The 25653-nt window shown below is 63.8% G+C and carries 25 protein-coding genes and 2 pseudogenes; 14 read left to right on the forward strand and 13 right to left on the reverse strand.

What is annotated here, in order from left to right; genetic code table 11:
- The first annotated feature begins 2 nt into the window (after positions 1–2).
- The 7 genes from VKI00_RS25775 to VKI00_RS25805 all read left to right on the forward strand — a co-directional run bounded on the left by VKI00_RS25775 (position 3) and on the right by VKI00_RS25805 (position 5456).
- Positions 3–995, forward strand: coding sequence for a Rieske 2Fe-2S domain-containing protein (locus VKI00_RS25775; RefSeq protein WP_324443329.1), 993 nt, complete (start codon positions 3–5; stop codon positions 993–995).
- 48 nt (positions 996–1043) lie between these two features.
- Positions 1044–1661, forward strand: a complete 618-nt coding sequence (locus VKI00_RS25780) for a cysteine hydrolase (protein ID WP_324443330.1) — start codon at positions 1044–1046, stop codon at positions 1659–1661.
- The gene (locus tag VKI00_RS25785; RefSeq protein WP_324443331.1) at positions 1658–2275 is read left to right on the forward strand and encodes a PaaI family thioesterase; all 618 of its coding nucleotides are present in this window, start codon (positions 1658–1660) and stop codon (positions 2273–2275) included. The genes VKI00_RS25780 and VKI00_RS25785 overlap by 4 nt, the downstream gene beginning before the upstream one ends.
- Positions 2276–2283: 8 nt before the next feature.
- Positions 2284–3954, forward strand: a complete 1671-nt coding sequence (locus VKI00_RS25790; RefSeq protein ID WP_324443332.1) for an acyl-CoA synthetase — start codon at positions 2284–2286, stop codon at positions 3952–3954.
- Positions 3947–4327 (forward strand): nuclear transport factor 2 family protein, encoded by a 381-nt coding sequence (locus tag VKI00_RS25795; RefSeq protein WP_324443333.1) that lies wholly within the window; start codon positions 3947–3949, stop codon positions 4325–4327. The genes VKI00_RS25790 and VKI00_RS25795 overlap by 8 nt, the downstream gene beginning before the upstream one ends.
- Positions 4328–4396: 69 nt before the next feature.
- Positions 4397–4831: a nitroreductase family deazaflavin-dependent oxidoreductase gene (locus VKI00_RS25800; RefSeq protein WP_324443334.1), complete on the forward strand. Its 435-nt coding sequence runs from the start codon at positions 4397–4399 to the stop codon at positions 4829–4831.
- A gap of 88 nt (positions 4832–4919) precedes the next feature.
- Positions 4920–5456, forward strand: a complete 537-nt coding sequence (locus VKI00_RS25805) for a hypothetical protein (RefSeq protein ID WP_324443335.1) — start codon at positions 4920–4922, stop codon at positions 5454–5456.
- On the opposite strand, the pseudogene VKI00_RS25810 reads toward VKI00_RS25805, so the two are convergent.
- A pseudogene (locus VKI00_RS25810) lies at positions 5453–6678 on the reverse strand (class I SAM-dependent methyltransferase). The gene VKI00_RS25805 and the pseudogene VKI00_RS25810 overlap by 4 nt on opposite strands.
- A 316-nt stretch (positions 6679–6994) precedes the next feature.
- Between VKI00_RS25810 and VKI00_RS25815 the strand changes: the two are divergent.
- Complete coding sequence (locus VKI00_RS25815) at positions 6995–8143, forward strand: zinc-binding dehydrogenase (RefSeq protein WP_324443336.1); 1149 nt, start codon at positions 6995–6997, stop codon at positions 8141–8143.
- On the opposite strand, the gene VKI00_RS25820 is transcribed toward VKI00_RS25815, so the two are convergent.
- The 3 genes and pseudogenes from VKI00_RS25820 to VKI00_RS25830 form a co-directional block, all read right to left on the reverse strand.
- Positions 8129–8803: an SDR family oxidoreductase gene (locus tag VKI00_RS25820; protein WP_324443337.1), complete on the reverse strand. Its 675-nt coding sequence runs from the start codon at positions 8801–8803 to the stop codon at positions 8129–8131. The genes VKI00_RS25815 and VKI00_RS25820 overlap by 15 nt on opposite strands.
- Before the next feature lie 72 nt (positions 8804–8875).
- A pseudogene (locus VKI00_RS25825) lies at positions 8876–9097 on the reverse strand (steroid 3-ketoacyl-CoA thiolase); the annotation flags it as partial.
- A gap of 42 nt (positions 9098–9139) precedes the next feature.
- Positions 9140–9553, reverse strand: a complete 414-nt coding sequence (locus VKI00_RS25830; protein WP_324443338.1) for a limonene-1,2-epoxide hydrolase family protein — start codon at positions 9551–9553, stop codon at positions 9140–9142.
- A 107-nt stretch (positions 9554–9660) separates the two neighbouring features.
- Between VKI00_RS25830 and VKI00_RS25835 the strand changes: the two genes are divergently transcribed.
- Positions 9661–10287 (forward strand): TetR/AcrR family transcriptional regulator, encoded by a 627-nt coding sequence (locus VKI00_RS25835; RefSeq protein ID WP_324443339.1) that lies wholly within the window; start codon positions 9661–9663, stop codon positions 10285–10287.
- 73 nt (positions 10288–10360) lie between these two features.
- Here the strand turns inward: VKI00_RS25835 and VKI00_RS25840 are convergent, their stop codons facing one another.
- Positions 10361–11557, reverse strand: a complete 1197-nt coding sequence (locus VKI00_RS25840; protein WP_324443340.1) for a thiolase family protein — start codon at positions 11555–11557, stop codon at positions 10361–10363.
- 92 nt (positions 11558–11649) lie between these two features.
- Here VKI00_RS25840 and VKI00_RS25845 point away from each other — a divergent pair, with 92 nt between their 5' ends.
- The 4 genes from VKI00_RS25845 (at position 11650) to VKI00_RS25860 (ending at position 15862) form a co-directional block, all read left to right on the forward strand.
- Positions 11650–12138, forward strand: a complete 489-nt coding sequence (locus VKI00_RS25845) for a helix-turn-helix domain-containing protein (protein ID WP_324443341.1) — start codon at positions 11650–11652, stop codon at positions 12136–12138.
- A 119-nt stretch (positions 12139–12257) separates the two neighbouring features.
- Positions 12258–13469, forward strand: coding sequence for a cytochrome P450 (locus VKI00_RS25850; protein WP_324443342.1), 1212 nt, complete (start codon positions 12258–12260; stop codon positions 13467–13469).
- 21 nt (positions 13470–13490) lie between these two features.
- On the forward strand, positions 13491–14708 hold the full coding sequence (locus VKI00_RS25855; RefSeq protein ID WP_324443374.1) for a CaiB/BaiF CoA-transferase family protein: 1218 nt from the start codon (positions 13491–13493) through the stop codon (positions 14706–14708).
- Between the two features lie 8 nt (positions 14709–14716).
- A complete protein-coding gene (locus VKI00_RS25860) occupies positions 14717–15862 on the forward strand; it encodes a thiolase family protein (RefSeq protein ID WP_324443375.1) in 1146 nt (381 codons plus the stop codon).
- Between the two features lie 11 nt (positions 15863–15873).
- On the opposite strand, the gene VKI00_RS25865 is transcribed toward VKI00_RS25860, so the two are convergent.
- The 8 genes from VKI00_RS25865 to VKI00_RS25900 all read right to left on the reverse strand — a co-directional run bounded on the left by VKI00_RS25865 (position 15874) and on the right by VKI00_RS25900 (position 24676).
- On the reverse strand, positions 15874–17064 hold the full coding sequence (locus tag VKI00_RS25865) for an acyl-CoA dehydrogenase family protein (protein WP_324443343.1): 1191 nt from the start codon (positions 17062–17064) through the stop codon (positions 15874–15876).
- On the reverse strand, positions 17065–18117 hold the full coding sequence (locus VKI00_RS25870; protein ID WP_324443344.1) for an acyl-CoA dehydrogenase family protein: 1053 nt from the start codon (positions 18115–18117) through the stop codon (positions 17065–17067). It abuts the gene before it with no gap.
- Positions 18117–18956 (reverse strand): amidohydrolase family protein, encoded by an 840-nt coding sequence (locus VKI00_RS25875; RefSeq protein ID WP_324443345.1) that lies wholly within the window; start codon positions 18954–18956, stop codon positions 18117–18119. The genes VKI00_RS25870 and VKI00_RS25875 overlap by 1 nt, the downstream gene beginning before the upstream one ends.
- Entirely contained in the window at positions 18953–20575 is a 1623-nt protein-coding gene (locus VKI00_RS25880) for an acyl-CoA synthetase (protein ID WP_324443346.1), read from the reverse strand. The genes VKI00_RS25875 and VKI00_RS25880 overlap by 4 nt, the downstream gene beginning before the upstream one ends.
- 22 nt (positions 20576–20597) lie before the next feature.
- Positions 20598–21800 (reverse strand): amidohydrolase family protein, encoded by a 1203-nt coding sequence (locus tag VKI00_RS25885; protein ID WP_324443347.1) that lies wholly within the window; start codon positions 21798–21800, stop codon positions 20598–20600.
- Positions 21781–22683, reverse strand: a complete 903-nt coding sequence (locus VKI00_RS25890) for an enoyl-CoA hydratase (protein ID WP_324443348.1) — start codon at positions 22681–22683, stop codon at positions 21781–21783. Before VKI00_RS25890 ends, VKI00_RS25885 begins: the two co-directional genes overlap by 20 nt.
- Before the next feature lie 127 nt (positions 22684–22810).
- Positions 22811–23851 (reverse strand): dihydrodipicolinate synthase family protein, encoded by a 1041-nt coding sequence (locus VKI00_RS25895; RefSeq protein WP_324443349.1) that lies wholly within the window; start codon positions 23849–23851, stop codon positions 22811–22813.
- A gap of 27 nt (positions 23852–23878) precedes the next feature.
- Complete coding sequence (locus VKI00_RS25900; protein ID WP_324443350.1) at positions 23879–24676, reverse strand: SDR family NAD(P)-dependent oxidoreductase; 798 nt, start codon at positions 24674–24676, stop codon at positions 23879–23881.
- Between the two features lie 178 nt (positions 24677–24854).
- Between VKI00_RS25900 and VKI00_RS25905 the strand changes: the two genes are divergently transcribed.
- Positions 24855–25643 carry a TetR/AcrR family transcriptional regulator gene (locus VKI00_RS25905; protein ID WP_324443351.1) on the forward strand — a complete coding sequence of 263 codons (789 nt, stop codon included), beginning with the start codon at positions 24855–24857 and terminating at the stop codon, positions 25641–25643.
- Positions 25644–25653 lie beyond the last annotated feature (10 nt).

The raw sequence follows: 25653 nt of genomic DNA on the forward strand, positions 1-25653 counted from the left end.
ACGTGTTGGTCCCGTTCACCTGGAAGATCACTGGATGGTTCATGGTCGGCTGGTCTCCCGAGTTTCCCGTCGGCGAGGTCCGCCCGCTGCACTATTTCGGCGAGGATCTGGTGGCCTACCGCGACGAGTCGGGTGAGCTGCATGTGCTCGAGGCACACTGCAAACACCTCGGCGCCCACATCGGCCATGGCGGCACGGTGGTCGGCGACTGCGTGCAGTGTCCCTTCCACGGGTGGCGTTGGGGACCCGACGGCACCAATCGCTACATCCCCTATCAGCCGGACCGCCCCAACCGCGCGCTGCGGTTGCGGGTGTTTCCGGTCCGCGAGCAGTACGACTGCGTGTTCATCTGGCATCAGCCCGACGGGAAAGAGCCGCAGTGGGAGATGCCCGACATCTTTCGCAAGTTCCCGCAATTCGAAACCGATCCGGGCGCGTATTACCGGGCTTATCCGGAGTTCTCCCGGCGCGCGGAGCGCGAACCGGTCCATCCGCAGATCGTGGCGGAGAACGCCCCGGACAGTGCGCATTTCGAGTATGTGCATCACGCGACGGTGACGCCGCGGGTGCTGGATTGGAAGATCGTCGAGCACGAATGGCAGTTCGTTGCGGGTTGGCCCGATGCGAGCAGCGACAACCCCGATGATCTCGCGTTGCGGTTCCACAGCCATCTGTTCGGTCTGGGCGGGGCGATCAGCGTCTTCGAGGGTGCGCAGAATCATCGGCTGATCTTCACGTGTACGCCGGTCGATGACGAGTGCTCTGATCTGTTCTATTCGATCTGGTGGCCGCGGCTGCCCGGCGATGACTCCGACGTGCCGCAGGGCAAGCTACGCGACCTTATTGAAAAACAGTTTCTGTCAACAGTCTTCGACGATTTGGAAATCTGGCGCTACCAGAAGTACGTGGAACGTCCGCCACTGTCCAAGGTCGACGCGAAAGGATATATGGCACTGCGGAAGTGGGCGACCCAGTTCTACGAAGTGCCCGCATGACGCGCCAGCGACGATGCAGAGCGAAGCGATGCGGAGGAGCGGCGCCATATGACTAAGCTGGCGGAACTCGCTGCGCCCGAGCACACTGCGATCGTCGCCCAGGAGTGCCAAGGCGCGGTCATCGGCCCGAACGCGGGGCTAGCGGTGCTTGCCAAAGAAGCCCGCCGCGTCGCCTTACCCAACATCACCCGCCTGCTGCCGGTGGCTCGGGCAGCGGGCGTGCACATCGTGCACTGCTTGGTGCAGCGACGGCCCGACGGGCTCGGCTCCAACCACAACGCCAAGATCTTCGCCGTCGGGCGCGGTAGCGTCGACGTCACTCCCGGCACGCCCGGAGCGGCCGTGCTACCCGAGTTAGGCCCTGAGCCAACCGATCTGGTCCTGAGCCGGTGGCACGGCGTCGGCCCGATGGGCGGCACCGACCTGGACGCGGTGCTGCGGAACCTCGACGTGTCCACGATCGTCGTGGTCGGCGTTTCGCTGAACATCGCGATCCCCAACCTCGTCATGGACGCCGTCAACGCCGCCTATCGCGTCATCGTGCCGCGCGACGCCGTTGCCGGCATACCCACCGAATACGGCGAGGCCATCATCGACAACACGCTGTCTCTGCTCTCGACGATCACCACGACCGAGGAGCTGCTCGAAGTATGGACTCAGCAATGACCGAGACAGCGCCCGAAGTTCGGGGTGGATTTCCAGAGCTCAGACCGGTCAACGCGCCTCCTGAGCTGGGCCGGTTCGTCGCGGCAATGCGCCGCCTGCAAGATCTCACGGTTTCGACCCGGCCGGAGGACGCGACCTGGATTACGGCGGCTGAGCAGGTGGAAAACGCGTGGGCGCTGCTGGAAGGCCATCAGGTGCCCGAAGGCCTTGCGCCGGCCGGCCGTGACCTCGAACTGCCCGGATTAGGGCATCCATTACTGCCACCGTGGACCATCGTCGACTCCGGGCCCGATGGGGTCACCATGGAAGGGCTGTTCACTCGCTCGCACGTGGGCGGCAACAATGCCGTGCACGGCGGCATGATCCCGCTGCTGTATGACTGGCACTTCGGAATGATCGTCTCGACTGCCGGCTTCTCCCCCAGCCGCACGGCCTACCTGCACGTCGACTACCGCAGCATCACACCGATCGACGAGCCGTTGACCGCGCGCGGCCGTATCAGCGAGATCGACGGTAGGAAGGTATTCGTCACCGCTACCATGACAGCGGCCGACGGCACGCTACTCACCGAGGCTAACGGCCTGATGGTCCGTCTACTCCCGCACCAGCCCTGAGAGGCCTGATGTCGACCACCGCAACACAATTCACCGTGCCCGCGGTCGCCGCGGCCGTCGCGGCAGTGATCCCGGACCGCGAGCTGATCATCCAAGGCGACCGGCGCTACACCTACGCAGAGATCATCGAGCGATCGAACCGTCTCGCCGCATACCTGCAGTCGCGCGGACTGGGCTGCCACACCGAGCGATCAGCGCTTGCCGGCCACGAGGTCGGGCAGGACTTGGTCGGCTTATATGCCTACAACGGAAACGAGTTCGTCGAGGCGTTGCTGGGTGCCTTCGCGGCTCGCGTCGCCCCGTTCAACGTCAACTTCCGCTACGTCAAGAGCGAGTTGCAGTACCTGCTCGCGGATTCCGGTGCGACGGCGCTGATCTACCACGCCGCGTTCGCGCCGCGGGTCGCCGAGGTGTTGCCGGACCTTCCCCAGTTGCGCGTGCTTATTCAGATCGCCGACGACTCGGGTAACCCACTGCTCGACGGCGCCGTCGACTACGAGAGGGCCATCGAATCCGCCCCGGCGGCCCCGGCGGTGGAGCACTCGCCCGACGATCTGTACGTGCTCTACACCGGTGGCACAACGGGAATGCCGAAAGGCGTGCTGTGGCGTCAACACGACATCTTCATGACGTCGTTCGGCGGACGAAATATCATGACCGGCCAGCCCTTTGGCTCCGTCGACGAGATCGTGGCAGCGGTGGCCGCGGCGGCCGGGGCGCCCAACAACAAGTTGATGATTCTGCCGCCACTGATCCACGGCGCGGCCCAGTGGAGTGTGATGACGGCGATCACGACCGGTCAGACCGTCGTCTTCCCTTCTGTCGTCGATCATTTGGACGCCGACGACGTTGTCCGCACGATCGAGCGGGAGAAGGTGATGACCGTGACGGTGGTCGGCGACGCGATGGCGCGGCCGTTGGTCGCCGCCATCGAGAAGGGCATCGCGGATGTGTCGTCGTTGGTCGTGGTCGCCAACGGCGGGGCGCTGCTGACTCCGTTCGTCAAGCAACGCCTGATCGAGGTTGTGCCAAACGCCATCGTCGTGGACGGCGTCGGGTCATCGGAGACCGGTGCGCAGATGCACCACATGTCGATGTCAGGAGCGGTGTCGACGGGCACCTTCAACGCCGGACCGGATACGTTCGTGGCGGCCGAAGATCATGGCTCGATCCTGCATCCGGGTCACGACGGCATGGGCTGGCTCGCCCAGCGGGGCTACGTGCCGCTCGGCTATAAGGGCGACGCGGCGAAGACCGCGGCCACCTTTCCCATCATTGACGGCGTGCGTTATGCGGTTCCCGGTGACCGGGCACGCCATCGCGCAGACGGCGTAGTCGAGTTGCTGGGCCGTGATTCGGTCACGATCAACTCCGGCGGCGAGAAGATCTTCGTCGAGGAAGTCGAAACCGCGATCGCGTCGCATCCCGCGGTGGCCGACGTGGTCGTCACCGGACGGCCCAGCGAGCGGTGGGGCCAGGAGGTAGTTGCCGTCGTCGCGCTCGCCCAGGGCGCACGCGCCGATGCCGGCGAGCTGACCGAACATGCCGCGAAAACCTTGGCCCGCTACAAACTTCCGAAGGCGGTTGTCTTCCGGGCGGCCATCGAGCGCAGCCCGTCCGGAAAGGCCGACTACCGGTGGGCGCGCGAGCAAGCCGTGGGAGGAGATAGCCATGAGTGACGACGACGTCCGGGTCGCCTTACGGCGCCACTGGGAAGCCTCCGACGCCAACGACTTTGCGACGGAGCACCAGATCTACCGCGACGACGCAGTTCTCGACTATCCGCAATCGGGTGAGCGCATCCGAGGCCGAGCCAACATCCAGGCGTCGCGCACCGCCCAGCCGAACCTGAAACGCTTCACCGTGCGACGCATGCTCGGCGGCGGCGACCTGTGGATCAGCGAACTCGTCATGACCTATGACGGACAACCGTCGTACGTGGTCAGCATCATGGAATTCGACGGCGAACAAGTGGTCCACGAGACGCAATACTTCGGCGACCCGTTCGAGCCGGGGCCGTCTCGCGCTCAATGGGTCGAACGAATGGATTGATCGATCCTGCGGAGGGTCTGACGATTGGGTAACCGGGTACGAAGCGTCAGTCGATGTAAGGAGAATCAGATGAGCGACGGTAGTGATTTCAACGAGCGCAACATAGCGGAGTTCCGCGCCAACCACGGTCGCGTCGGAGGCCCGTTCGAGGGGGCGCCGCTTGTCCTGTTGCACACCGTGGGTGCACGCAGCGGGGAGCCGCGAACCAACATCATGATGTACCTCGCCGACGGCGAACGGTATCTGGTGTTCGCCTCGGCCAATGGTGTCGACAATAACCCCGCCTGGTACTGGAACCTGAAGGCCAACCCCGACACCTTCATCGAAGTCGGCGACGACATCGTCGACGTGCATGCCACCGAGCTACACGGTGCCGAACGGGACGCCAAATACGCGGTACAGGCTGAGCGCTATCCGGGATTCGCCGAGTACGAGCGCAAGACGTCGCGGACCATCCCGGTCGTCGCCCTCACGCCGACCGGTGCGGCCAAGCCGCGCGAATGAAGCCCCTGCGGTTCCCGCGCCTCCGATAGCAGTACGCCATGCCCACCGCGTGGGTCTACGCTCGAGGAGGCGCGAGGAAAGGTACGCGATGTTCGCAGCGTTCGGATTCGAAACCCTCGGCGTAGTCGTCGGCGATATGTACTTCATCGACCCGGACCCGCTCGCCGGTCAGGAAACCCCGGAACGGGGAGTCAGATTGGAACTCCGCCTGGTCGAACGGGCCGAGCCGCAGGGTTCGATGTACGCCGGCGTCCCGATCGCCTTCACCCGCCCGGTGTGGCGGGTGGACCTTTTCGGATCAACAGAGAGTCCGCCCGGGACGCTGGACCGGGCCCATCACCACCCCCGCTTCAACGGTTGGGAACCCAGCCGCCGGCACTTCGTCGCCGAGTTGTCAGCCGACCCGCTGTCCTGGCTGGCCGATCAGCTGGCCGACCCGGACGCCGTGCTGGCCCGGGCAGGCTTCGATGCGGATGAGATCGCCACAGCCGATAAGGCCGGGCTCGCCGCGGCGGGCCCAGAGATTGTCGCCGCAGTGAAACGGATGCTCGACGGCGTCCGGGACGGCGAATTGGCCCCGGCCCCCGCCGAGCTGGTTGCTGCCGCTCGGACCGGCTGGCTCTAGGTGTGAACACCTAGCGGGGTTCGGGCCATGGCCAGCAGATCCAGCTGCCAGAAATTCTCAATACCTTGCGTGCGAAGGTCGCTAACTCGGCGATGCTGGTTTGAGACGAGCCTTCCGGGGCGACACGCTTGGCAATCTCTCGAATTGTGCGGCGTCCGTCGACAAGCTGCACGAATGGCAACTGATCGGCCCGCAGCCCCATCCGTCCGTGTGGCATCACGACGGCTGTACCAGACACACCACACCCCACTCGCATGGTCGGGATGTAGTCGAGGGCTTCGGTGCTGGAGAAGCCGACGGCGTAGTTCTCGGTCGGCCGGTCGGGGCGGCACGCCACGAAGAAGTGGCATTTGGTCGTCGACTGAAGACGCTCCATCAACGACCATGCCTCGATTTGCGGCAGCGCCTTGAGAGCTGACGACAACGTGTCGGGCAATCCGAATCCGTCGTGCGGGTAATACCCGGACTTGAAGAACCACTCTTGAAAGACGAGTCCCGACGACGTGACTAAGTCGAGGCACTCCTCGACCGAATAACTGCGCTGCCGCCCATGCAGAAATGTGTCGACCACGCCGGCATCAGACCTCAAGTCCCACGCAAACTTCAGATAACTTCGTACTGGGTGGTCTGCGGGCAGCACGGCGATGGTGTCTCTTATCATTTTGACGGACGAGTCGTCTTGGCCCAGCCCTATTTGACCGAACACGGACGCCAACAGATCAACGCCGATCCGACCGTATTTTCCATAGACCATGGCGCTCACGACGCCGTCTCGCCGCAGGCAGCCGGCAAGCGCCGCCATTCCTTGCCTCGGGTCGGCCAAGTGATGCAGGACGCCGGTCGACACAACGAGGTCGAAGTCGAGTCCCAGTGCGGCTACGTCCTCGATCGGAAGTAGGTGCAACTCAAGGTTTTCCAGTCCGTGCTTATCTTTCAGATATTGCTGGTGATCCAACGACGGTTGGCTGACGTCGGTGGCCACGACTTTCGCCGACGGGTTGGTGAAGGCGAAGCACGCCGCCTGGTTGGTGCCGCAGCCGGCGACGAGAATATCCATCTCGGCGTTGTATTCGCGGTCGGGCCAGTAGATCAGATGCGCATGCACTGGGTCGATCCAGTCAAAATTGGCTACGTTCCACTCTGCGAGGTCGCCGATCGGCTCTGGATACAGCCACTGCTGATACTGACGCGCAACCACATCGCTGCGTGGGTCGGTTCCCAACTTGCCGCCCCCTCGCTTTGTGGAATCCGGTCAGCGCGCACCTACACAGTCGCGCCTACACACACGGTAGGAACGCTTGGATTCGCCACAACCAGTGGCCCCACTTTCAGGTCTGACGCAGACGGCTAAGCGGAGCCGTGGCGGCCGCAAACCAGCGACCGCCGTAGACCGTGCCTATCACCTCGATCTCGTTGAGGCGGCGCGCATCTATGGTTGTGTGAGTTCTGGACGCAGGATGGTGAAGGGGAAGATCTGCGACTGCGTCGGGAGTTCGTATGGTGAAGGACACATCCCGACAGGAAAGCGAGGCATCCCGATGACCGCAGATTTGCCTGACCAGGCACTTGAACTGCGTTCGCTGGTGACGTCGCATGGCACGCTCGAACTCTCGCTGCACGACGTACCGGTTCCATCGCCCACCGGTAATGAGGTGCTGGTCCGCGTGGAAGCCTCGCCGATCAACCCGTCAGACTTGGGCGTCCTCATCGCCGGCGCGGACATGTCCACCGCGACGACGACGGGCACGCCGGAGCGCCCAGTCGTCACCGCAACGTTGAGCGAGGCGGCACTGGAGGGGCTTTCGGCGCGAGTCGATAAGCCGCTTCCGGTGGGTAATGAGGGCGCGGGCGTCGTCGTGGCCGCCGGGTCGTCCTCTGCGGCCCAGGCCCTTGTCGGCAAGTCAGTGGCGATCGCTGGTGGCGGAATGTACGCGCAGTACCGAGCGGTTGATGCTTCGGCGTGTCTTGTGCTGCCCGAGGGGACAACGCCAAAGGATGGGGCGTCGTCCTTCGTTAATCCTCTGACTGCCCTCGGAATGCTGGAAACCATGCGCCGCGAAGGTCATTCAGCCCTCGCGCATACGGCTGCGGCGTCGAATCTCGGCCAGATGCTCGTCAAGCTCTGCATCAAAGATGGTGTGCCGCTTGTGAACATCGTCCGCAAGCCCGACCAAGAGGAGCTGCTGAGATCGCTTGGCGCCGTTCATGTCTGCAACTCGGCCTCGCCGACGTTCTCGGGCGACCTCGTCGCGGCCCTCAAAGCGACGTCCGCGACGATCGCGTTCGACGCCACGGGTGGCGGCACGCTCGCGAGTCAAATCCTCAGTGGGATGGAGCAAGCCGCCAACGCGACCGCGAAGGAGTACTCACGCTACGGATCGACCGTGCACAAGCAGGTGTACATCTACGGCGGACTGGACACCCGTCCGACCACGCTCACGAGAAACTTCGGCATGGCGTGGGGTGTCGGAGGTTGGCTACTGACCCCGTTCCTGCAAAGCATCGGGGCCGAAGGTTTTGGCAGGCTCCGAGCGCGTGTGGCTGCGGAACTGACCACGACGTTCGCAAGCACCTACACCCGGGAAGTATCACTGGCCGGAATGCTCAGACCCGACGCGTTCCATGCCTACGTCAAGCGGGCCACCGGGGAGAAATTCTTGGTAACTCCCTGGTCAGCCGCCGGATAGGTGTGCCTTTGTTGCACGTGTTAGGTCGTCGGCGAGGATCTCGGGCTCGCCCGCGAACAAGCCGTCCAGCGCAAGTCGGGCGACGACCGCAGGATCGGTCTTTTGATCTGCAGGCGCGAAGGCGGCCATATCGGTGTCCATGTAGCCCACGTGCACGGCGGTGACGCTGATGCCGCGAGGCGCCAGTTCCTGCCTGATCGCATCGGTCATCGCCCACGCGGCTGCCTTTGCTGCCGAATAGGCGCCGGAGGCCGGAGCATGCAGCCAGGACAACACCGACAGCATGTTGAGGATCGCTCCCCCACCGTTGTTTTCGATGATCGGCGCGAAGGTGCGGATGACATCCAGCGTGCCGAAATAGTGCGTCTCCATCTCTAGCCGCACGTCCTCGATCGGTCCAGCCAACAGCGACGCGCGCGTCGAGGTACCCGCATTGTTGACGAGCACGGTGACGTCGCTGGCCGCGTCCGCTGCGCGACGCACTGAGGCCGGGTCGGTGATGTCCAGTTGGATGGGTTCGACGCCGGACACGTCAATCGTTTCGGGTCGGCGGGCGCCGGCGTAGACCTTCGCTCCCCGGTCGACTAGTTGAACGGCGAACCGCTTACCCAGTCCCCGGTTGGCGCCGGTGACCAGAGCGACGACCTGGTCGTTGTTCATCGTGGTCTCCTTCGAGTAGTCGGGGGACTGATACGTTCCCAACACGCATTGTCTCGTAGCGATCGCGTCTAATCAGCTCAGCCGTTCGATGATGGTGGCGTTGGCCATGCCACCGCCCTCGCACATCGTCTGCAGGCCGTAGCGTCCCCCCCGCTGTTCCAAGGCGTTGACGAGCGTGGTCATGATACGGGCACCGCTAGCGCCGAGCGGGTGACCGATAGCGATAGCATCGCCATTGACGTTCGTCTTGGCCAGGTCGGCCCCGGTGTCGCGCGCCCAGGCCAACACGACGGGCTTGCGGCGAGGCCATCGGGCATTCGAAGGGTTGCCGAAATCCTATGCGGTCGCGGGGACGAGGGCGCTAATGTCTTCGCCTTGAAGGAGTTTCACGGTCAGCGAGACGTCGAAGTAATCCGTCCAGCGGATGATCTTCCCGCTTTCGCCGACCACGAAGGTACCCATCACTGGGACTGCTGGCTTGCTGCCATCCGGTGCCTGGATGTAGTCGAGGCGCTCGGTCAGCACCACTGGTCCGTCGCTGGCCATGTTCACGATTTCAAAAGCGTAGGCATCGGGGAACATTGCGAACTGCGCCGCCATGTTCTCAACAATGGCATCCACGCCGTTCGACGCTGGCATGCCGACATTCTGATAGACAGCGTCGTCGGCAATCAGCGGTCGCAGCGCTTCTGCGTCGCGTCCCTCCATCAACGCGCAGAACTTGCGGACGACATCGACAGGTGCAGACATATCGCGGAACCTCCACGTCAGGCCGGAATGAATAGGTATAACCTACAGGCTGTATGTGACATCCGGACTGTATGTGACCTCCGCACTGTATGCAATAGGCTGGCGCGGTGGCGCTTGACGATGAGGCCCTGAGTACGAAGGCGCGCCGGGCGGCGCAGGCAGAAGCCACTCGTGCCGCACTCGTCGCTGCCGCTCGACGGCTGTTTGTCGAAAAGGGCTATCACCGCACGGGCACCGAAGAAGTCGTTGCAGAGGCTGGTGTCGGCACCCGTGGTGCGCTCTATCACCACTTCGCGGATAAGCAGGCGCTATTCGAAGCGGCTTTCCTCGCAGTCGAAGAGGACCTGGTCATCGAGGCCGCAAAAAACCTTGCCGACCCTGCGAAAGGCGCGCTAAACCAATTGCGGCAGGGCCTAATTGGCTTCCTGGATGCATCGCTCACTCCTCATGTTCAGCGGATATTGTTGATCGACGGGCCAGCCGTGCTCGGTTGGGTCAAGTGGCGTGAATTGGAAAGCCGCTACGGACTTGGGGCCATCCGCGCCATGCTTGAACGTGCCATCGACGAAGGCGACCTTGCGGTGAATCAGCCCACTGACGCTTTGGCGCACCTCCTACTCGCCGCTGCCGACGAAGCCGCCCTGTTCATCGCGAACGCACCCGATCAGCGTGCGGCGCGCGACCAAGGAGTGCGGGCGCTGAACGCCCTGCTCGATGGGCTCCAAGTCAAGTAGTGCGATCGACTATCAACAGAAAGCCCCCCACGCCGATGAGGCGCGGGGGGCTCTGTCGCTGTGTTGACTCTTCCTAGCTCAGGCGCTCGATGATGGTGGCGTTGGCCATGCCGCCGCCCTCGCACATCGTCTGCAGGCCGTACCGACCACCGCGCTGTTCGAGCGCGTTGACCAGCGTGGTCATGATGCGGGCACCGCTGGCCCCCAGCGGGTGGCCGATGGCGATCGCGCCACCATTGACGTTGGTCCGCCCGAGGATGTTGGTTTGCTCCCTATCTACATCCTTCGCCCAGGCCAGCACCACAGGCGCGAACGCCTCGTTCACCTCGAACAGATCGATATCGGCCAGCGTCAGACCGGCACGATGCAGGACCTTCTCGGTGGCGGGGACGACGCCAGTCAGCATGTAGAGCGGGTCCGAGCCCACCACCGTCGCGGTGTGAATCCGGGCCAACGGGCGCAGGCCAAGTTTCTTGGCGGCCTCGCTGCTGGTGATCAAGACCGCGGCGCTGCCGTCGGAGAGCGGCGACGAGTTTCCCGGCGTGATCTCCCAATTGATCTGCGGGAAGCGGGCTTGGACCGCCGGGTCGTAGAAGGCCGGCTTGAGCCCGGCCAGGGTCTCGACGGTGGTACCGGGCCGGATGATTTCGTCGGTGCTGAGCCCGGCGATCGGGGCCAACTCGTTGTCGAACAGTCCTTCTTTGGTGGCCAGCGCCGCTTTTTCGTGGCTGGCAGCCGAGAATTCGTCGAGTTCGGTGCGGGAGAAACCCCACTTGGCGGCGATCAGTTCGGCACTGATGCCCTGCGGCACCAGCCCTTCGGGGTAGCGCCGGGCCATGTCCTCGCCAAATGGGTTGCTGCCCGGCAGCACCGAGCTGCCCATCGGGACGCGGCTCATCGACTCCACACCGGCGGCGATCACCACGTCGTAAGCGCCGGAGACGACGCCTTGGGCGGCGAAGCTGATGGCCTGCTGGCTGCTGCCGCACTGCCGGTCAACCGTGGTGCCGGGAACCGACTCTGGGAAACCCGCGCCGAGCAGGGCATTACGCGCGATGTTGACCGCCTGGTCGCCCACCTGTGTGACGGCGCCGGCAATGACATCGTCGACCTGGCCGGGTTCCACGCCGGCGCGCTGCACCAGCTCGCGCAGGCTGTGGGCCAGCAGGTCTGTCGGTAGCACGTCGTGCAGTGCGCCGCTCGCTTTGCCCTTGCCGACGGGCGTGCGTACCGCGCCCACGATGACGGCGTCTCTACCTTGATATGCCATGACTCCTCCTTGAGCCGATGCTAAGTATCTCTAGCTATACCCAACTAAACACCTAGGTATAGTAAGGGCAACCCAGATCGGAGGTGATTTGCATGACACTTCTTCAGGGAGCGTTGGCCGATCGTGACGCCTGGTCGGCCGTCGGCCAGTGCTCGATCGAGAAGACCATAGAGGTCGTTGGCACTAAATCCGCAATGCTGATCATGCGCGAGGCGTACTACGGCACTACCCGCTTCGACGACTTCGCCCACCGGGTGGGCATCACCAAGGCCGCCACCTCGGCGCGGCTGTCCGAATTGGTCGAACTCGGGCTACTGACGCGGCGGCCATACCGCGAGCCGGGCCAGCGCACCCGCGACGAATACGTGCTCACCCAGGCCGGCATCGATTTCATGCCGGTGGTGTTCGCGATGTTCGAGTGGGGGCGGCGTCACCTGCCTGGCCACAACCGACTGCGCCTCACTCACCTGGATTGCGGCGCCGAAGCTACGGTGGAAATCCGTTGCGCCGCAGGCCATCCGGTACCGTCGGATGAGCTCGGCGTGCGGCTGGTCAAACGGAGTTCGCGCCGCGACGCCTGAGTCGACGCTGGGCACGCGGCCGTGCCGCCCGGAGGCCGCATAGGTTACGGCGGCCGGCCCCGCCGATGTAGGCTACTGTAATATTTACAGTACGATCGTGTAGCGGGGACGGAGACGCTGTGGAAAGTCAAGTTCAGGACGCTGCCGTCAACGCCGCCTTGCCTGCCGACTTCATCCGTGACCCGTACCCGTACTTCGCTCAGAAGCGCAACGAGGCCGGCGTGTTCCACGGAACGGTCGTCGACTACTCGAAGACCCCCGAATCGCTACGTCCCAAAAACTCCTTCGCCGCCATGTCGTTCGACGCGGTCAACAAAGCGTTCCGCGACGGTGAGGTATTCGGCTCCACGTACTACGACAACACGATCGGCCTGTTCATCGGTCCTAGCATCCTGGCGATGGAGGGCAAGAAACACCGCGAACACCGCAATCTGGTGTCGGCGGCGTTCAAGTCCAAGGCGCTTGCGCGCTGGGAACCGGCGATTGTGCGACCGATCTGCAATGCGCTGATCGACGAGTTCATCGACGCCGGCGAAGCCGATCTGGTCCGGAACTTCACCTTCGAGTTCCCCACGCGGGTCATCGCCAAGCTGTTGGGCCTGCCGGCCGAGGACCTGCCCGAGTTTCGCCGACGCGCTGTGCAATTGATCAACTACACCGTTAAGTACGAGCGCGCCTTCGAAGCCTCAGCGGCGCTGAAAGATTATTTCCTCGACAAGATCGAGCAACGCAAGGCCAACCCGACCGACGACATCATCGATGATCTGGTCACCGCAGAGATCGATGGTGAAAAGCTCAGCGACGAAGCCATTTACTCTTTCCTGCGACTGTTGCTGCCGGCCGGGCTGGAAACCACCTACCGGTCATCGGGCAACCTGCTGTTTTTGTTGCTGACCCACCCGGACCAGTTCCACGCGGTGCAAGCCGATCACGAGCTGATCGCGCAGGCGATCGAAGAGGGGCTGCGCTTCGAGACACCACTGACCACCGTGCAGCGGTTCGCCACCGAAGACACCGAGCTCGAGGGGGTCAGGATTCCCGCGCGGTCGGCAGTTGATCTGTGCATCGGCTCGGCGAATCGCGACGAGCAACGGTGGGAAAGCGCGGGGGAATTCGACATCTTCCGCAAGCACCTGCCGCACATCTCCTTCGCGGCCGGTGAACACACGTGCTTGGGTCTTCACCTCGCCCGGATGGAGACCCGGGTCGCGCTCGAATGCCTCCTGAGTCGGGTGACCAACGTCAAGCTCGTCACCGATGAGGACCCGCATATTTACGGCCAGCCCTTCCGGTCGCCGAATGCGCTTCCGGTGACATTCGACGGCAAGTAGGTTCCAAAAATGGTCAAGGTGATGGAGGGCTTTCGGGTCCTGGAAGTTGCGCAGTTCACGTTCGTCCCGGCAGCAGGCGCCATCCTCGCCGACTGGGGCGCGGACGTCCTCAAGGTCGAGCACCCGGTTCGCGGCGATACCCAGCGCGGCTTTCTCAACATGGGTGGCATCCAGGTCAACCCGGACCGGCATCCGCTGATGGAGCATCCGAACCGGGGCAAGCGCAGCGTCGGAATCGACGTCTCTACGCCGGGCGGCCAGGAAGTGCTCTACGAACTCGCCAAGACCTCCGACGTCTTCCTGACCAACTACAAGCCCGGGCAGCGCCAGAAGCACAAGTTCGACGTAGAGCACATCCGCGCGGCGAACCCGAACATCATCTACGCCCGTGGTTCCGCATACGGCGACAAGGGCGCCGAGCGCGACATCGGTGGCTACGACGGGACGGCGTTCTGGACCCGCAGCGGCATCGGCTACGCCCTGACGCCCGAGGAGTTGGGCGGCGCACTGGGACAAGGCATTCCCGCGTTCGGCGATTCCATCGGCGGCATGTTCATCGCCGGCGGCATCTCGGCTGCGCTGCTGCATCGCGAGCGCACCGGCGAAGCCGTCGAGCTCGACGTCTCGCTGCTGAGCACGGCCTGGTGGGCCGCGGGGGCGAGCATGACGCAAGGCATGGAGACCGGCGAGGTCATGCGCACGCCCATGCCGGGCGCGATTACGGCGATGTCGGTGAACCCGTTCATGGGCAACTACCTGACCTCCGACGGCGGCACGATCAACCTGTGCATCATCAGCCCGACCGGGCTGATCCGCGACACCTTCGAGCACCTGGGCATCCCCGAAGCCGCCGACGATCCCCGCTTCTCCGAGGTGCTTCCGCTGATCCAAAATGCCAGCGCGGCAGCCGAATTGATCACGAAGGCAGTGGCCGCCAAGCCTTTCGAGTATTGGCGGCAACACCTGAAGACGATGAAGGGGCAATGGGCACCGTTCCAGAGCCTGCTCGACCTGGCCAACGACGAACAGGCCATCGCCAACGACATGATCGCCGAGGTCGAACTCGCCAGCGGCGGAGAGCCGTTCAAAGTCGTGCGCGGGCCGGTTCAGTTCAACCACGAGCCGCTGGTGACGACTCGCGCCCCGCAGGCGTCGGAGCATACCGAGCTGGTGCTGATGGAGATCGGCATGGACTGGGACCGTATCGAAGAACTCAAGCAAGCGGGAGCCATAGCGTGACCGACGACATGAACGGGGTTGCCATCATCGGAGTGGGCCTGCATCCGTTCGGGCGCTTCGAGGGCAAGTCCGCGATGGAGATGGCCGCCGACGCCATCGGGCTGGCGCTCGCAGACGCCGGCGTCGAATGGAAGGACATCCAATTCGCGGTCGGCGGCAGCTGGACGGTGGCCAACCCGGACGCAATAGTCGGGATGGTGGGCCTCACCGGCATCCCGTTCACCGATGTGTTCAATGCCTGTGCGACCGCGGCCAGCGCGACCAAGGCGTGCGCCGACGGTATCCGGTTGGGCGACTACGACATCGGCATCGCGGTGGGCATGGACAAGCACCCGCGAGGCGCCTTTACCGAAGATCCCGCGCTGGTCGGGATGCCGAGTTGGTACGCGCAGAACGGCCAATATCTCACCACCAAGTTCTTCGGGATGAAGGCCAACCGCTACCTGCACGACCACGGCATCTCCACCGACACGCTGGCCAAGGTGGCCGCAAAGAACTTTCGTAATGGCGCGTTGAACCCCAACGCTTTTCGCCGCAAAGCAATCTCCGAAGAGGCCATCCTGGCGTCGCCGGTGCTGAATTACCCGCTGACCCAATACATGTTCTGCGCTCCCGACGAAGGCGCCGCCGCGGTCGTGATGTGCCGTGCCGATATCGCACACCGGTTCACTACCAAACCCGTGTATGTCCGCGCGGTCGAAGTCCGCACCCGCCGCTACGGCGCCTACGAAGTGAACACGACGTACGCTCCGGTCGAGGAGGACGTCTCGCCGACCGTCTACGCCGCGAAAGCCGCGTTCGAGAAAGCAAGCGTTGCGCCGCAGGACGTCGACGTCATCCAGCTGCAGGACACCGACGCGGGCGCGGAAGTGATCCACATGGCCGAAGCGGGGTTCTGCGCCGACGGCGAGCAGGAGAAGCTGCTGGCCGACGGCGCCACCGAGATCGCCGGCGCAATGCCGGTCAACACCGACGGCGGACTGATCGCCAACGGCGAACCGATCGGGGCATCAGGACTGCGGCAAATGCACGAGTTGGTATGCCAACTGCGCGGCGGGGCCGGCGACCGTCAGGTCCCCGGAACTCCGCGGGTCGGATTCGCGCAGGTGTACGGTGCGCCCGGCACGGCAGCGGCAACCATCCTGACGACCTGACCGCTCACGGGTTACGAAACCTTCTTCGGCGCTGAGTAATTCGGCTTGCCCAGGCCGAGCACGTACTGCGCGATCATATTGCGGAACACCTCGAGAGTGCCGCCGTAAATCCCGACCAGCGGCGCGAAGCGATACACGTACTCCGCGGCGCCGTCATCGGCCGCGCCGTCGGTGCCGTTCGGCAGCGTCGATGCCGTGCCGAGGATGTCCATCAGGTCCGGTGAGATGTCGCGCATCGTCTGCGCCAGCGCTACCCGGCCGAAGATGCTCGGCGCGCTCAACGCCGCCTCCATCCGCGCGGTGCTGCGGCCCAGCCGGTATGCCACCGCGTCGTCGTCAATGAGCCTGCGCCCGCCTGCGTCCGGCTCGGATACCCTACCGGCGGCCTTGTCGACGGCGTCCGCCATGAAACCGGCCTGGTGCATCATGATCGACACGTCCTGCAATCCATCGGGCGCGGCGGCAACGGCGCCGTGCTCGGTGTTGAGTGGCTCCCGCAGCACCGTCCAGCCGGCGTTCACGTCACCGAGCCGGTACTTGTCGTCGACGCGCACGTCGGTGTAGTAGACGATATTGGTGCGGTCGCCGTCGATAGTGCGGATGCCCTGGATGTCGATGCCCGGGGAATCGAGCGGGACCAGAAACATGGTCAGGCTCTTGTGCTTTGGCGCCTCAGGATCGGTGTTGGTGATGAGAAAGACGTACTGGCATTTGTGCGCGCCGGTGGTGAACATCTTCGAGCCGTTGATGATCCAGCCGTCACCGTCGCGTACTGCGCGGGTCTTGCAGGTAGCGATATCGGAACCGCCTTCGGGTTCGGTGTAGCCCAGGCACAGCCTGACCTGCCCGCTGAAAACCTTCGGCACCACCTCATCGCGCAGTTCCGGCGACCCGAACTTCGCCACCGAACGCGCCACCATTGCCGTCGTCCCCCAGGTCACCCAGGGCACGTGCGCGCGACGCTTCTCCAATTCCCAGATGCGACGGTGCACCCGGGTGAACCCGCCTTCGGCATGCGGCTTCCATTCGCGTTCGAGATAGCCGGCGGCACCCAGCGCCAAATGCACATCTTCGTCAAAGTTGTCGCCGGTTTCCCGGTCTCGACGTATGACGTCATCGGTCACATGGGTTTTCAAGAAGTCGCGTGCCTCGTCGAGGAAGGAGTGATCGTCGTCGGAAAGCGTGACTCGGGAGAAATCCACTTATGCGTCCTTTCCTACACGGCTTTCGCGTTCGGCGACTATCTCCGCGATGTATTTGGCGCTCGCGCCGGGGTCTCCTCCGGCCAACGCCCACCCACGGGCACGCACCAGATACGCCGTCGCGGCCGCCTCGGCCGAAACGCCTAGACCACCTTGCACATGCACCGCCATGGTCGCGGCCTTCGCCGCTTCCTCGGCCATGAACACGAAGGCTGACGGCGCCAACTCCCGGCGCTCGTCGGGCTCGTTGTCCAAGAACCAGGCAGCGCGGCGCGCCAGATTGCGGCCGCCCTGCACGGTGATCGCAATGTTGGCCAGTGGATGAGAGATGCCCTGCAGCGTCGAGATCGGCACACCCAGCGTGTAACGGGTCTTGGCGAACTCCGCCGCGATTGTCATGGTCTCTTCGACCAGGCCGGTCAACGCCGCAGCGGTAAGCACCCGCCATTCATCCAGTGCCCGTTGGTATTGGGCTAGAGCGTCGGATCCGCTTGCCAGCACGACCCTGGTGTCGGCGGCCGCCGGGTCGACCCACGCCATCGGCAACCGGCCGATGTTGTCCACTTTGGTCGGCCGGGTATCGAAGGTCAGCCGTACCACGTCCTGGCCGTCGCGGACGATGATCTGGTCGGCGATCGATCCGGTTGGGATCAGCCGAACCCCGCTGACATTGTCGTGTTGCGGGTCGAACGCCGCGAGCTGCTTGCCGTTGACGACGTCGGATTCCGCCGAGCCGAGTCGCGCCAGCAACCGGGCCGCGCATACGTGGTCGATCCACGGCACCGGTGCCAGCGAGCGCCCGATCTCCTCGGCCACCAACGTCAGGTCGACCAGCGTCGCACCGTCGCCGCCGACGGTGTCGGGCAACGCCATGGTCGTCGCACCCATCCCGCACAGCCGCTCCCACAGGCTCTTGTCGAACCCGGATTCCTCTGCGGCGCGAACGGTTTCGATCGGGCAGTGCGTCTTGAAGAAGTCCCGGTATGCGGCCTGCAACGCCTGGTGGTCCTCGGTCAGGCTGTAGTCGAGTCTGCGCAATTCGTAACGGTCCATCAGTGCTCCTCTTGGCCCTGGAAGAAGAATTCGTGCGCGTTGTTGTGAAGATAGTTTTCAAGGACGTCGGCGGGTAGGTCCAGAGATTGAGCCTCTGGGACGACGCGGCGCATTTTTAGCACCGGCCAGTCGGAGGCATAGATCACCTTGTTTTTTCCGCGGGTCCGCATGTAGTGCAGCAGGCTTTCCGGCAGCCGCTTCGGCGACCACGCGGATGTCATCAGCCGCAGGTTGGCATATTTGATGAGCAATCGGATTGCGATGTCCCACCAGGGATCCGCGCCGTGAATCATGCAGAGCTTGAGTTCGGGGAATCGCACGCAAACCCGGTCGAGGTGAATGGGATTCTGCACCTCCCCCGGTATGGGGGGTCCGGGAATGCCGGTGTTGATGCACAGCGGTAGCTCGAGCTCGGCGCATTTGGTGTAGAGCGGATAGTAGACCGCGTCGCTTGGGGAGTACTGGCCGTCACCCCAGAAGCTGGGTCCCACAACGGCATACGCGACCGGAAGGTCGTCGACGACGGCGCTGAGTTCCCGCAGCGAGGGCATCGGCCGCAGCAGGTTGACCCCGCCCATCGCCAGCGCGAACCGATCTGGCTTAGCTTCGACGAACTTGCGCGCGGTTACCGACGGCTTCGCAAGGTTATCCATCAGCACGGCCTTACGCACACCTTGCTCGTCCATCTCGTCGAGCAACTCCGCCAAGTCGACCGGCGCGAACATCGACTCCGGTCCCTTGAAGTAGTCGTCGCGTACCTTCAGCATCCAGGTGGGCTGCTTGTCGGTCTCACCGAAGTGCACGTTCACCAGGCAATCAATTACTGGGCTTGCGTTCATGTCGACATCGGCGCCTTTTCTGTCACTTGGGTTTTCGCCCACCGGTAATCGGCCTTGCCATTGCCCAGGCGATGGATATGGTCGACGAAGATGAACTCCTTGGGCGCCTTGAACCGTGCCAGCTGCGATGTGCAATGCGTGTTCAGCAACCTGAGTACCGCGTCGGCTCCATCGCGCAGTTCGACCAACGCGACCAGTTCTTCGCCCCAACGATCACTGGGGCGGCCCACCACCAACGCATCGGCGACCGCCGGATGCGCGCGCAATACTTCTTCGACCTCTTCGACGAATACCTTTTCGCCGCCGGTGTTGACCACCAGCGAATCGCGACCGTACAGGCGCAACGTGCCGTCCTCCTCGAGGCTGGCGCGGTCGCCGGAGATCACCACCCGCTTACCGTCGACTTCGGGAAAGGTTTTACGGGTGGCATCGGGATCATCGAAGTATCCGAGCGGGATTCGTCCTTGCCTGGCAGACCAGCCCACTTCGTTCTCGCCAGGCCGAAGGAAATGGCTGTAATCTTCGGCAAGGACCAGGCCGCCCTCGCGCAGCGTAAAGGTGTCGGTCCGGCTGTCGTGTCGGCTGTGCCCGAATCCCATGTTTCCGGTTTCCGACGAGCCGTATCCGTTGATGAGAGTTAGGTGAGGTATCAGTTCCAGCAGCGCCGCCTGATACTTCGGATTGGTCGCGGCACCTCCAGTTCCGATCGCGTTGAGCGAGGACAAATCGTAGTGGCCGCGCCGCAACTCCTCAACCAGGGGTGCGGCGTACGCGTCCCCGACCATCGTCATCATGCCGACCTTCTCGCGCTCGGCCGTCTCCCATACCGACCGCGGATCGAGCTTTTTGCTGGTGTCGTAGAGCACCACGGTGGCGCCAGCCACGATTGCCGCGAACGCCGTCCACATACCGGCAGCGTGCATCAGTGGTGAGACGGCGAACCACGGCGGGCGCGCCCCGCGAACTTTGTCATGGATCTCCTGCGCTGAGCCATGATCGGCGCCCACCATCGACGAGACGTAGATGTCGGACTGGCGCCAAAGCACGCCCTTGGGTCGACCGGTGGTGCCACCCGTGCAGATCATCAGCAGGTCATCGGGCAACCCAGTCACGTCGCGGTCGTTATTCCCTTGGGCCAGCGCGTCGTCCAACGACACCGCGCCTGGCAAATCCGGCACCGCACTGCCGTCTTCGACGGATATCAGCAAGTCGGCGCCGTCAGGCGGAAACACATCGGCGAACTTCGCCCCGAGGGACTTGTGGTAGATGACAGCGCGCGGCCGCACGTACTCGAGCAGTTCCTGGACCTCACGCGGTGTGTAGTTGTAGTTGACATTTACCGGCACGGTACGTGCTTTCAGGCAGCCGACGACCATGTCGACATAGAGGTCGTTGTGCATGACAAGGGCGACGCGGTCCTGCCCGCATTCCCAGTTCTGCAGACCGGGCCGTTCCTGATGCGCACCAAAGCGCCTGCCCGCGAGGAAGTTCGCCAGCCGACGGGTGCGGTCCGCCGCCTCTGCGAATGTCCTGCGACGATCACCGCAGACCGTCATCGCCCGGTCGGGGATGATCTCGGCGATCGCGTCCAGGACGGCCCCTATGGTCCACTCGCTCATGGGTGTGCGCGGCCTGAGGAGTTCAAGCGGCCGACCCGACCTTGACGTCCAGCAAATCTAATGCGTTGTCGCGCATCACCTTTCGGATATCGGCGGCACTGAAGCCGACCAGCTCCTCGGTGAACGACGCCGGGTCCTCCAGGCCTTCGCCATGCGGCCAGTCCGATCCGAACAGAATCTTGTCGACACCGATGACCGAAGCCAACTCCGGCAAGTCGTCCTCGTAGTAGGGCGCGATCCAGACGTTGTTGCGCAGCTGCTCCACCGGGTCCTCGGGGAACAGGCTCGGGTGATTGTTGGCGGCCTTCTTCAGCCGCTTGACCAGCCGGTGCACGAAGTACGAACCGTTCTCGATACTGACCGCCTTCAACCGCGGGTGACGGGTGAACACTCCATGGACGATCATCGAGGCCATCGTGTCGTGAATCGCACGGTCGTCAACAAGCACCTGGTCCAACGGATTTGAACCACCAAACCCCTCGAACGTCGACTTGCCACCCCACATTGCGGCTACTTGAAGATAGCCGCTGTCACTCAAATGGAAGCCCACCGGAACCCCCGCTTCGGCCAAGGTGGCCCACACCGGATCGTGCAGGGGGTCGCCCAACGACCGCGGCTTGACCACACCGGGCACCGGAGCCGGTCGCACCAATATCAGCTTCGCGCCGCGCCCCAATACGAATTCCACCTCTTCGAGGGCCTTGGCGGGATCGGCCAGCGAAATAATGGGCGCCGCAATGATGCGGTGGTCGGGTCGGTCGAAGCCCCAGTCCTCATCGAGCCACAGGTTGAACGCGTGCAGCGACGCCATCGTCGCCTCGACATCGTGCTTGAGCGCTTCCTCGACGCCACATGCGAACGTCGGCAACATGAACACGGTTTCGATGCCCTGAGTCTCCATCACCGTGATGCGGGCGTCGCGATTCTGGTATTCGGGATGCGCCTCGAGTCGCTCGACCTTCATCAGCGATGCAGGGTCGACGCCGTCCGGAATCTCCCCACGGAACAGCAAATCCAGACACCCGGGCACGATGATCGGGTCGAATGTCGGGTTGGGGATGAATCGGTTGACCCGGTCGCCGATGACCGCCTGGGTGTGCTTACCGTCGCTGAAGATCTGCACGCCACGTCGGCGGAATTTCTTGTCCAAATGCCGGGTGAAGGCGTCCAGCGGTTCGTAGAAGTGATTGTCGACGTCGATCGCCTTATAGCCCAAGTTGCCCATAGTCGTCCTTTCCGCTACCGCGAGAGTCGTTGGTGGCCAGTGTCGAAGCGCGCAGCCCGGGAAAACTCGGCGTTCGCTTGTCCAGGAAGCTGGTGATCCCTTCGATCACATCGGGTCGTTGCAGCGACTCGTGTAGCAAGGCTTCGGCCCGCGAACTCGCTTCCACCACCTCGCGCATGGCATCACCGTAGGTCTGTCGCTTGATGATGGCCATGGATGCCGGCGAGCAGTTTTGAGCGACGTCTTCGGCGTAGTCCATGACGCGCTTCATCAGCTGTTCGGGCGGGACCACTTCTTTGACCAGCCCCAGTTCTGCCGCCTCGCCGGCGAGGAAGGTTCGGCCGCTCAACAAGAGATCGAGTGCGACGCCCCATCCCGTCAGGCGCGGAAGTATCCAGGAGGCGCCGTATTCCGCAATCAGGCCACGACGCGCGAATGACGCGGCGAACTTGGCTCCCGCAGCGGCGAACCGTATGTCGCACATCAGCGCCTGCGTCAGGCCGATACCGACACACGATCCGTTGATGGCCGCGATGACCGGTTTGGCCAGCGTCGTCAAATGATAGGGCTGCCGGTCCCCGACGAGACTGGCCAGTTTGCCCTCGTCGGTCTTTTCAATCGACTGAGCGACGCTCCCCATCGAACCCAGCTGAGCGCCCGCGCAGAATGCCTTGCCGCGACCGGTCAATACGATCACCCGAACGGCCGGGTCCTCTTCGGCGCGGTCGAGTCCCGCGTAAAACGCGGTGGCGATGTCACCGCCCCAGGTGTTGAGTCGATCAGGCCGGTTCAACGTCAGCACCGCGACACCGCTCGCGGTCACCTCATAGATGACTGCCTCGTCCTGGGTGGGGTCGGCGACGACGTCGTCGGCGGTGTTCATCTGCGCCGTTCCTCCCTTTACTCAGCCGGCAATTTCAGCGGAGTTTGTATCCATACTGTATACCTATCGGTACAGCATTCCGCAACTGCCGCCGCTCGCCTCGCAATGCGCCGCGAACAGCCGAAATTCACTGCCCGACACGTGCTGTCAACGCCATCGGTGAGGCGTCGACAAGCCCGAGCCGCCGATAGGCGTCTTCGATCTGAGTCTTGGCTTTCGGCGGCAACTCTGCTTGCGGCGGCCGGGAATGCGGATAGGCACCGATGGGCAGGCCGAGAACCGACGCGGCGTACTTGAACGCGCCGCCCCAGTGGGTGAAGTAATCGGCCCGACCCGGATAGCAGGTGAACCACGATCCGAGGTCGATCTCCAGCTGGTCGAGACCCGATTCACGGCCGTAATCCATCGCCTCGATGAGCTTGCCGTCGCACACCAGGTCCCAATATTCCGAGAGCAGCGGCCGCTGAGGGGTTTCGAACAGGTAGCCGGCAGTGCCCAGCTGGGCCGGGCAGACGATCCCGTGGCGCAGCCACCCGGCGCGGTACACGGTTTTCTCGCATTCCCAGATCACCAGGTCGGGCGCCAGCTCATGCAGCAGGCGGCTGTTCGCCGGGCGGAAGGCGCCCTCCTTCGTCGCGCAGACCGCGGGCACCTCGTCGCAGATCCGCGCGCCTTCGGCCGCCGTCAGCACATATCCCGACGAAGGTGAATTGAACATGCCCAGTGCGATATCCGTGCGCTGACCGATGTACTTGAAGAACCGCAGCACGCCTTCGCCACCGTGAGCCTCCATCATCGGCGTCTGGATGTAGGCGATGTCGGCGCCGGCGTGCTGGGCATGCAGAGTCAGCTCCAGGCAGTCCTTGGCCGACATGGCGGCCGTGCAGGCCTGCACCACGACCTCGGGGTTGACGGCTCTGCCTTCCTCGATCGCTATCTCCAGCAAGCGCTTTCGCTCGTCGAGCGTCAGCGACCAGAACTCGGCGAGGCCGCTGGTGCACCACAACATCGGGTGACCGAGATCGCCGACGCAGTAACGAATCAGCGTCCGATAGGCGTCCCAGTCGATGTCGTCACCGTCGGTGCCGCAAAACGGGGTGTACAGCGAATCGCCGATTCCCCGCAATGCGCTGCGCGCCCAAGCGCGTGCCTCGCGTGCCGTGGCCATCATCGACTCCTTCCCAGTCGGCGATCGTCAGGTGAAGTCCGAACCGCCGTCGACGTTGATGTTTGCTCCGGTCATATACGAGTTGCGGCGCGACGCCAAAAACGCCACCACTGAACCCATTTCGTCGGGTAGCCCGGCCCTTGGCATATGGGCTGGATGCCCGAAGTGCTTGGCGATGGCGTCCATCAGCGCGTAGGGATCGTCACCGTCGACCCCAACCGACTTGGCCCAGCCGACCAGCGACTCGGACGCGATGCTGCCCGGGGAGACCACGTTGACCATGATCTCGTCCTTGGCCAGCAACAGCGACAAGTTTTTGGAAATGCTCGTCAGCGCCGCTTTGGCCGCGGTGTAGGCCGGCAGCATGACACTTTGGCGCTGGGTGGAGTGCGCCGAGAAGTTGACGATCCGCGCCCACGCTGCGTTCCGAAGCAGCGGCAGCGCTGAACGCACGCAGCGCACCATGCCCATCACGCCGTCGTCGAAAGCCTGGCCCCATTGCTCGTCGGTCAGGTCTTCGAAACCGCCGACCGCGCCCGGGCCGACGGCGTTGATGAGCACATTGAGTTCGCCGTTCCAGCGGTCACCGAGCTCGGTAAACACGCCGTTGACTTGTTCGTCGTCGCGGATGTCGGCTACCAGGCCCAGGGCATCGGGGCTGCCACGATTGGTCAACTCTTCGGTCGCGCGGTCGAGGTCAGCCCGGGACCGGGCGACGATCGCGACGCGGGCGCCGTCGTCAGCCAGGCAGCGCACAGCGGCCAGACCCATGCCGCGGCCACCGCCAACGACGACCGCGGTGGCGTTTGTCAGCCCTAAATCCATGGCAAATGCCCGGTAACCCTTCGCTTGCCGCCGTGCATATCAAAAAGCCTACGATAGGTATTACAGTAGCAGACGGGGACGGCGACACGGCCGCGTAACCGCAGATCACCGGGCAACTGCCGGTAGATTCGACGCAGGCGGCCGCGAGGCCGGAACGGCACGCGCAGCATTGATCTTGATGGAGGTGCCCGCAGTGGCCAAACAAGCAACTGCCGAGAAGCGTCAGCGACGCGAACGCGGGTCCATCAATCCCGACGACATCATCAGCGGCGCGTTCGAACTTGCCGAGCAAGTGTCGATCGACAACCTGAGCATGCCGCTGCTCGGTAAGCATCTCGGCGTGGGCGTCACCAGCATCTACTGGTACTTCCGGAAGAAAGACGATCTGCTCAACGCGATGACAGACCGCGCCCTGCGCAAGTACGTGTTCGCCACGCCGTACGTCGAAGCCAGCGACTGGCGCGAGACGCTGCGCAATCACGCGCGCTCGATGCGGAAAACCTTCATGGGCAACCCGATACTGTGCGATCTGATTTTAATCAGATCGGCGCTGAGCCCCAGAGCGGCTCGGCTCGGAGTCCAGGAGGTCGAGAAGGCGATCGCCGGTTTGGTCGAGGCGGGACTATCGCCGGAAGAAGCATTCGACACCTACTCCGCGGTCTCGGTTCACGTTCGCGGTTCGGTGGTGCTGCATCGGCTCCAGGAGAAGAACGAGGCGACGGAGAACGGGGCACGCACGATCGAGGACGCGATGGTCATCGATCCGGAAACCACGCCGCTGCTCGCCCAGATGACGGCCATGGGCCACCACATCGGCGCCCCCGATGACAACAACTTCGAATACGGCCTGGACTGCATCCTCGACAACGCCAGCCGGCTGATCGAGCAGGGGTCGAAGTCGACTGGCCGGCAACGCAAACCGGCCAAGTCGAGCGCATCCCGTGGACAGGGCAAGGCATCGCATTAGCGAAACCCGT

Source organism: Mycobacterium sp., assembly GCF_035314665.1.
Taxonomy (GTDB): Bacteria; Actinomycetota; Actinomycetes; order Mycobacteriales; family Mycobacteriaceae; genus Mycobacterium.

Coding starts and splice junctions, on each gene's coding strand:
- VKI00_RS25785 (WP_324443331.1), top strand. CDS start 1,658: ATGACCGAGACAGCGCCCGAAGTTCGGGGTGGATTTCCAGAGCTCAGA.
- VKI00_RS25870 (WP_324443344.1), bottom strand. CDS start 18,117: ATGGACCGTTACGAATTGCGCAGACTCGACTACAGCCTGACCGAGGAC.
- VKI00_RS25830 (WP_324443338.1), bottom strand. CDS start 9,553: ATGTCTGCACCTGTCGATGTCGTCCGCAAGTTCTGCGCGTTGATGGAG.
- VKI00_RS25855 (WP_324443374.1), top strand. CDS start 13,491: ATGGAGGGCTTTCGGGTCCTGGAAGTTGCGCAGTTCACGTTCGTCCCG.
- VKI00_RS25900 (WP_324443350.1), bottom strand. CDS start 24,676: ATGGATTTAGGGCTGACAAACGCCACCGCGGTCGTCGTTGGCGGTGGC.
- VKI00_RS25840 (WP_324443340.1), bottom strand. CDS start 11,557: ATGGCATATCAAGGTAGAGACGCCGTCATCGTGGGCGCGGTACGCACG.
- VKI00_RS25780 (WP_324443330.1), top strand. CDS start 1,044: ATGACTAAGCTGGCGGAACTCGCTGCGCCCGAGCACACTGCGATCGTC.
- VKI00_RS25845 (WP_324443341.1), top strand. CDS start 11,650: ATGACACTTCTTCAGGGAGCGTTGGCCGATCGTGACGCCTGGTCGGCC.
- VKI00_RS25815 (WP_324443336.1), top strand. CDS start 6,995: ATGACCGCAGATTTGCCTGACCAGGCACTTGAACTGCGTTCGCTGGTG.
- VKI00_RS25885 (WP_324443347.1), bottom strand. CDS start 21,800: ATGGGCAACTTGGGCTATAAGGCGATCGACGTCGACAATCACTTCTAC.
- VKI00_RS25795 (WP_324443333.1), top strand. CDS start 3,947: ATGAGTGACGACGACGTCCGGGTCGCCTTACGGCGCCACTGGGAAGCC.
- VKI00_RS25905 (WP_324443351.1), top strand. CDS start 24,855: ATGGAGGTGCCCGCAGTGGCCAAACAAGCAACTGCCGAGAAGCGTCAG.
- VKI00_RS25805 (WP_324443335.1), top strand. CDS start 4,920: ATGTTCGCAGCGTTCGGATTCGAAACCCTCGGCGTAGTCGTCGGCGAT.
- VKI00_RS25860 (WP_324443375.1), top strand. CDS start 14,717: ATGAACGGGGTTGCCATCATCGGAGTGGGCCTGCATCCGTTCGGGCGC.
- VKI00_RS25880 (WP_324443346.1), bottom strand. CDS start 20,575: ATGAGCGAGTGGACCATAGGGGCCGTCCTGGACGCGATCGCCGAGATC.
- VKI00_RS25790 (WP_324443332.1), top strand. CDS start 2,284: ATGTCGACCACCGCAACACAATTCACCGTGCCCGCGGTCGCCGCGGCC.
- VKI00_RS25890 (WP_324443348.1), bottom strand. CDS start 22,683: ATGAACACCGCCGACGACGTCGTCGCCGACCCCACCCAGGACGAGGCA.
- VKI00_RS25895 (WP_324443349.1), bottom strand. CDS start 23,851: ATGGCCACGGCACGCGAGGCACGCGCTTGGGCGCGCAGCGCATTGCGG.
- VKI00_RS25875 (WP_324443345.1), bottom strand. CDS start 18,956: ATGAACGCAAGCCCAGTAATTGATTGCCTGGTGAACGTGCACTTCGGT.
- VKI00_RS25800 (WP_324443334.1), top strand. CDS start 4,397: ATGAGCGACGGTAGTGATTTCAACGAGCGCAACATAGCGGAGTTCCGC.
- VKI00_RS25820 (WP_324443337.1), bottom strand. CDS start 8,803: ATGAACAACGACCAGGTCGTCGCTCTGGTCACCGGCGCCAACCGGGGA.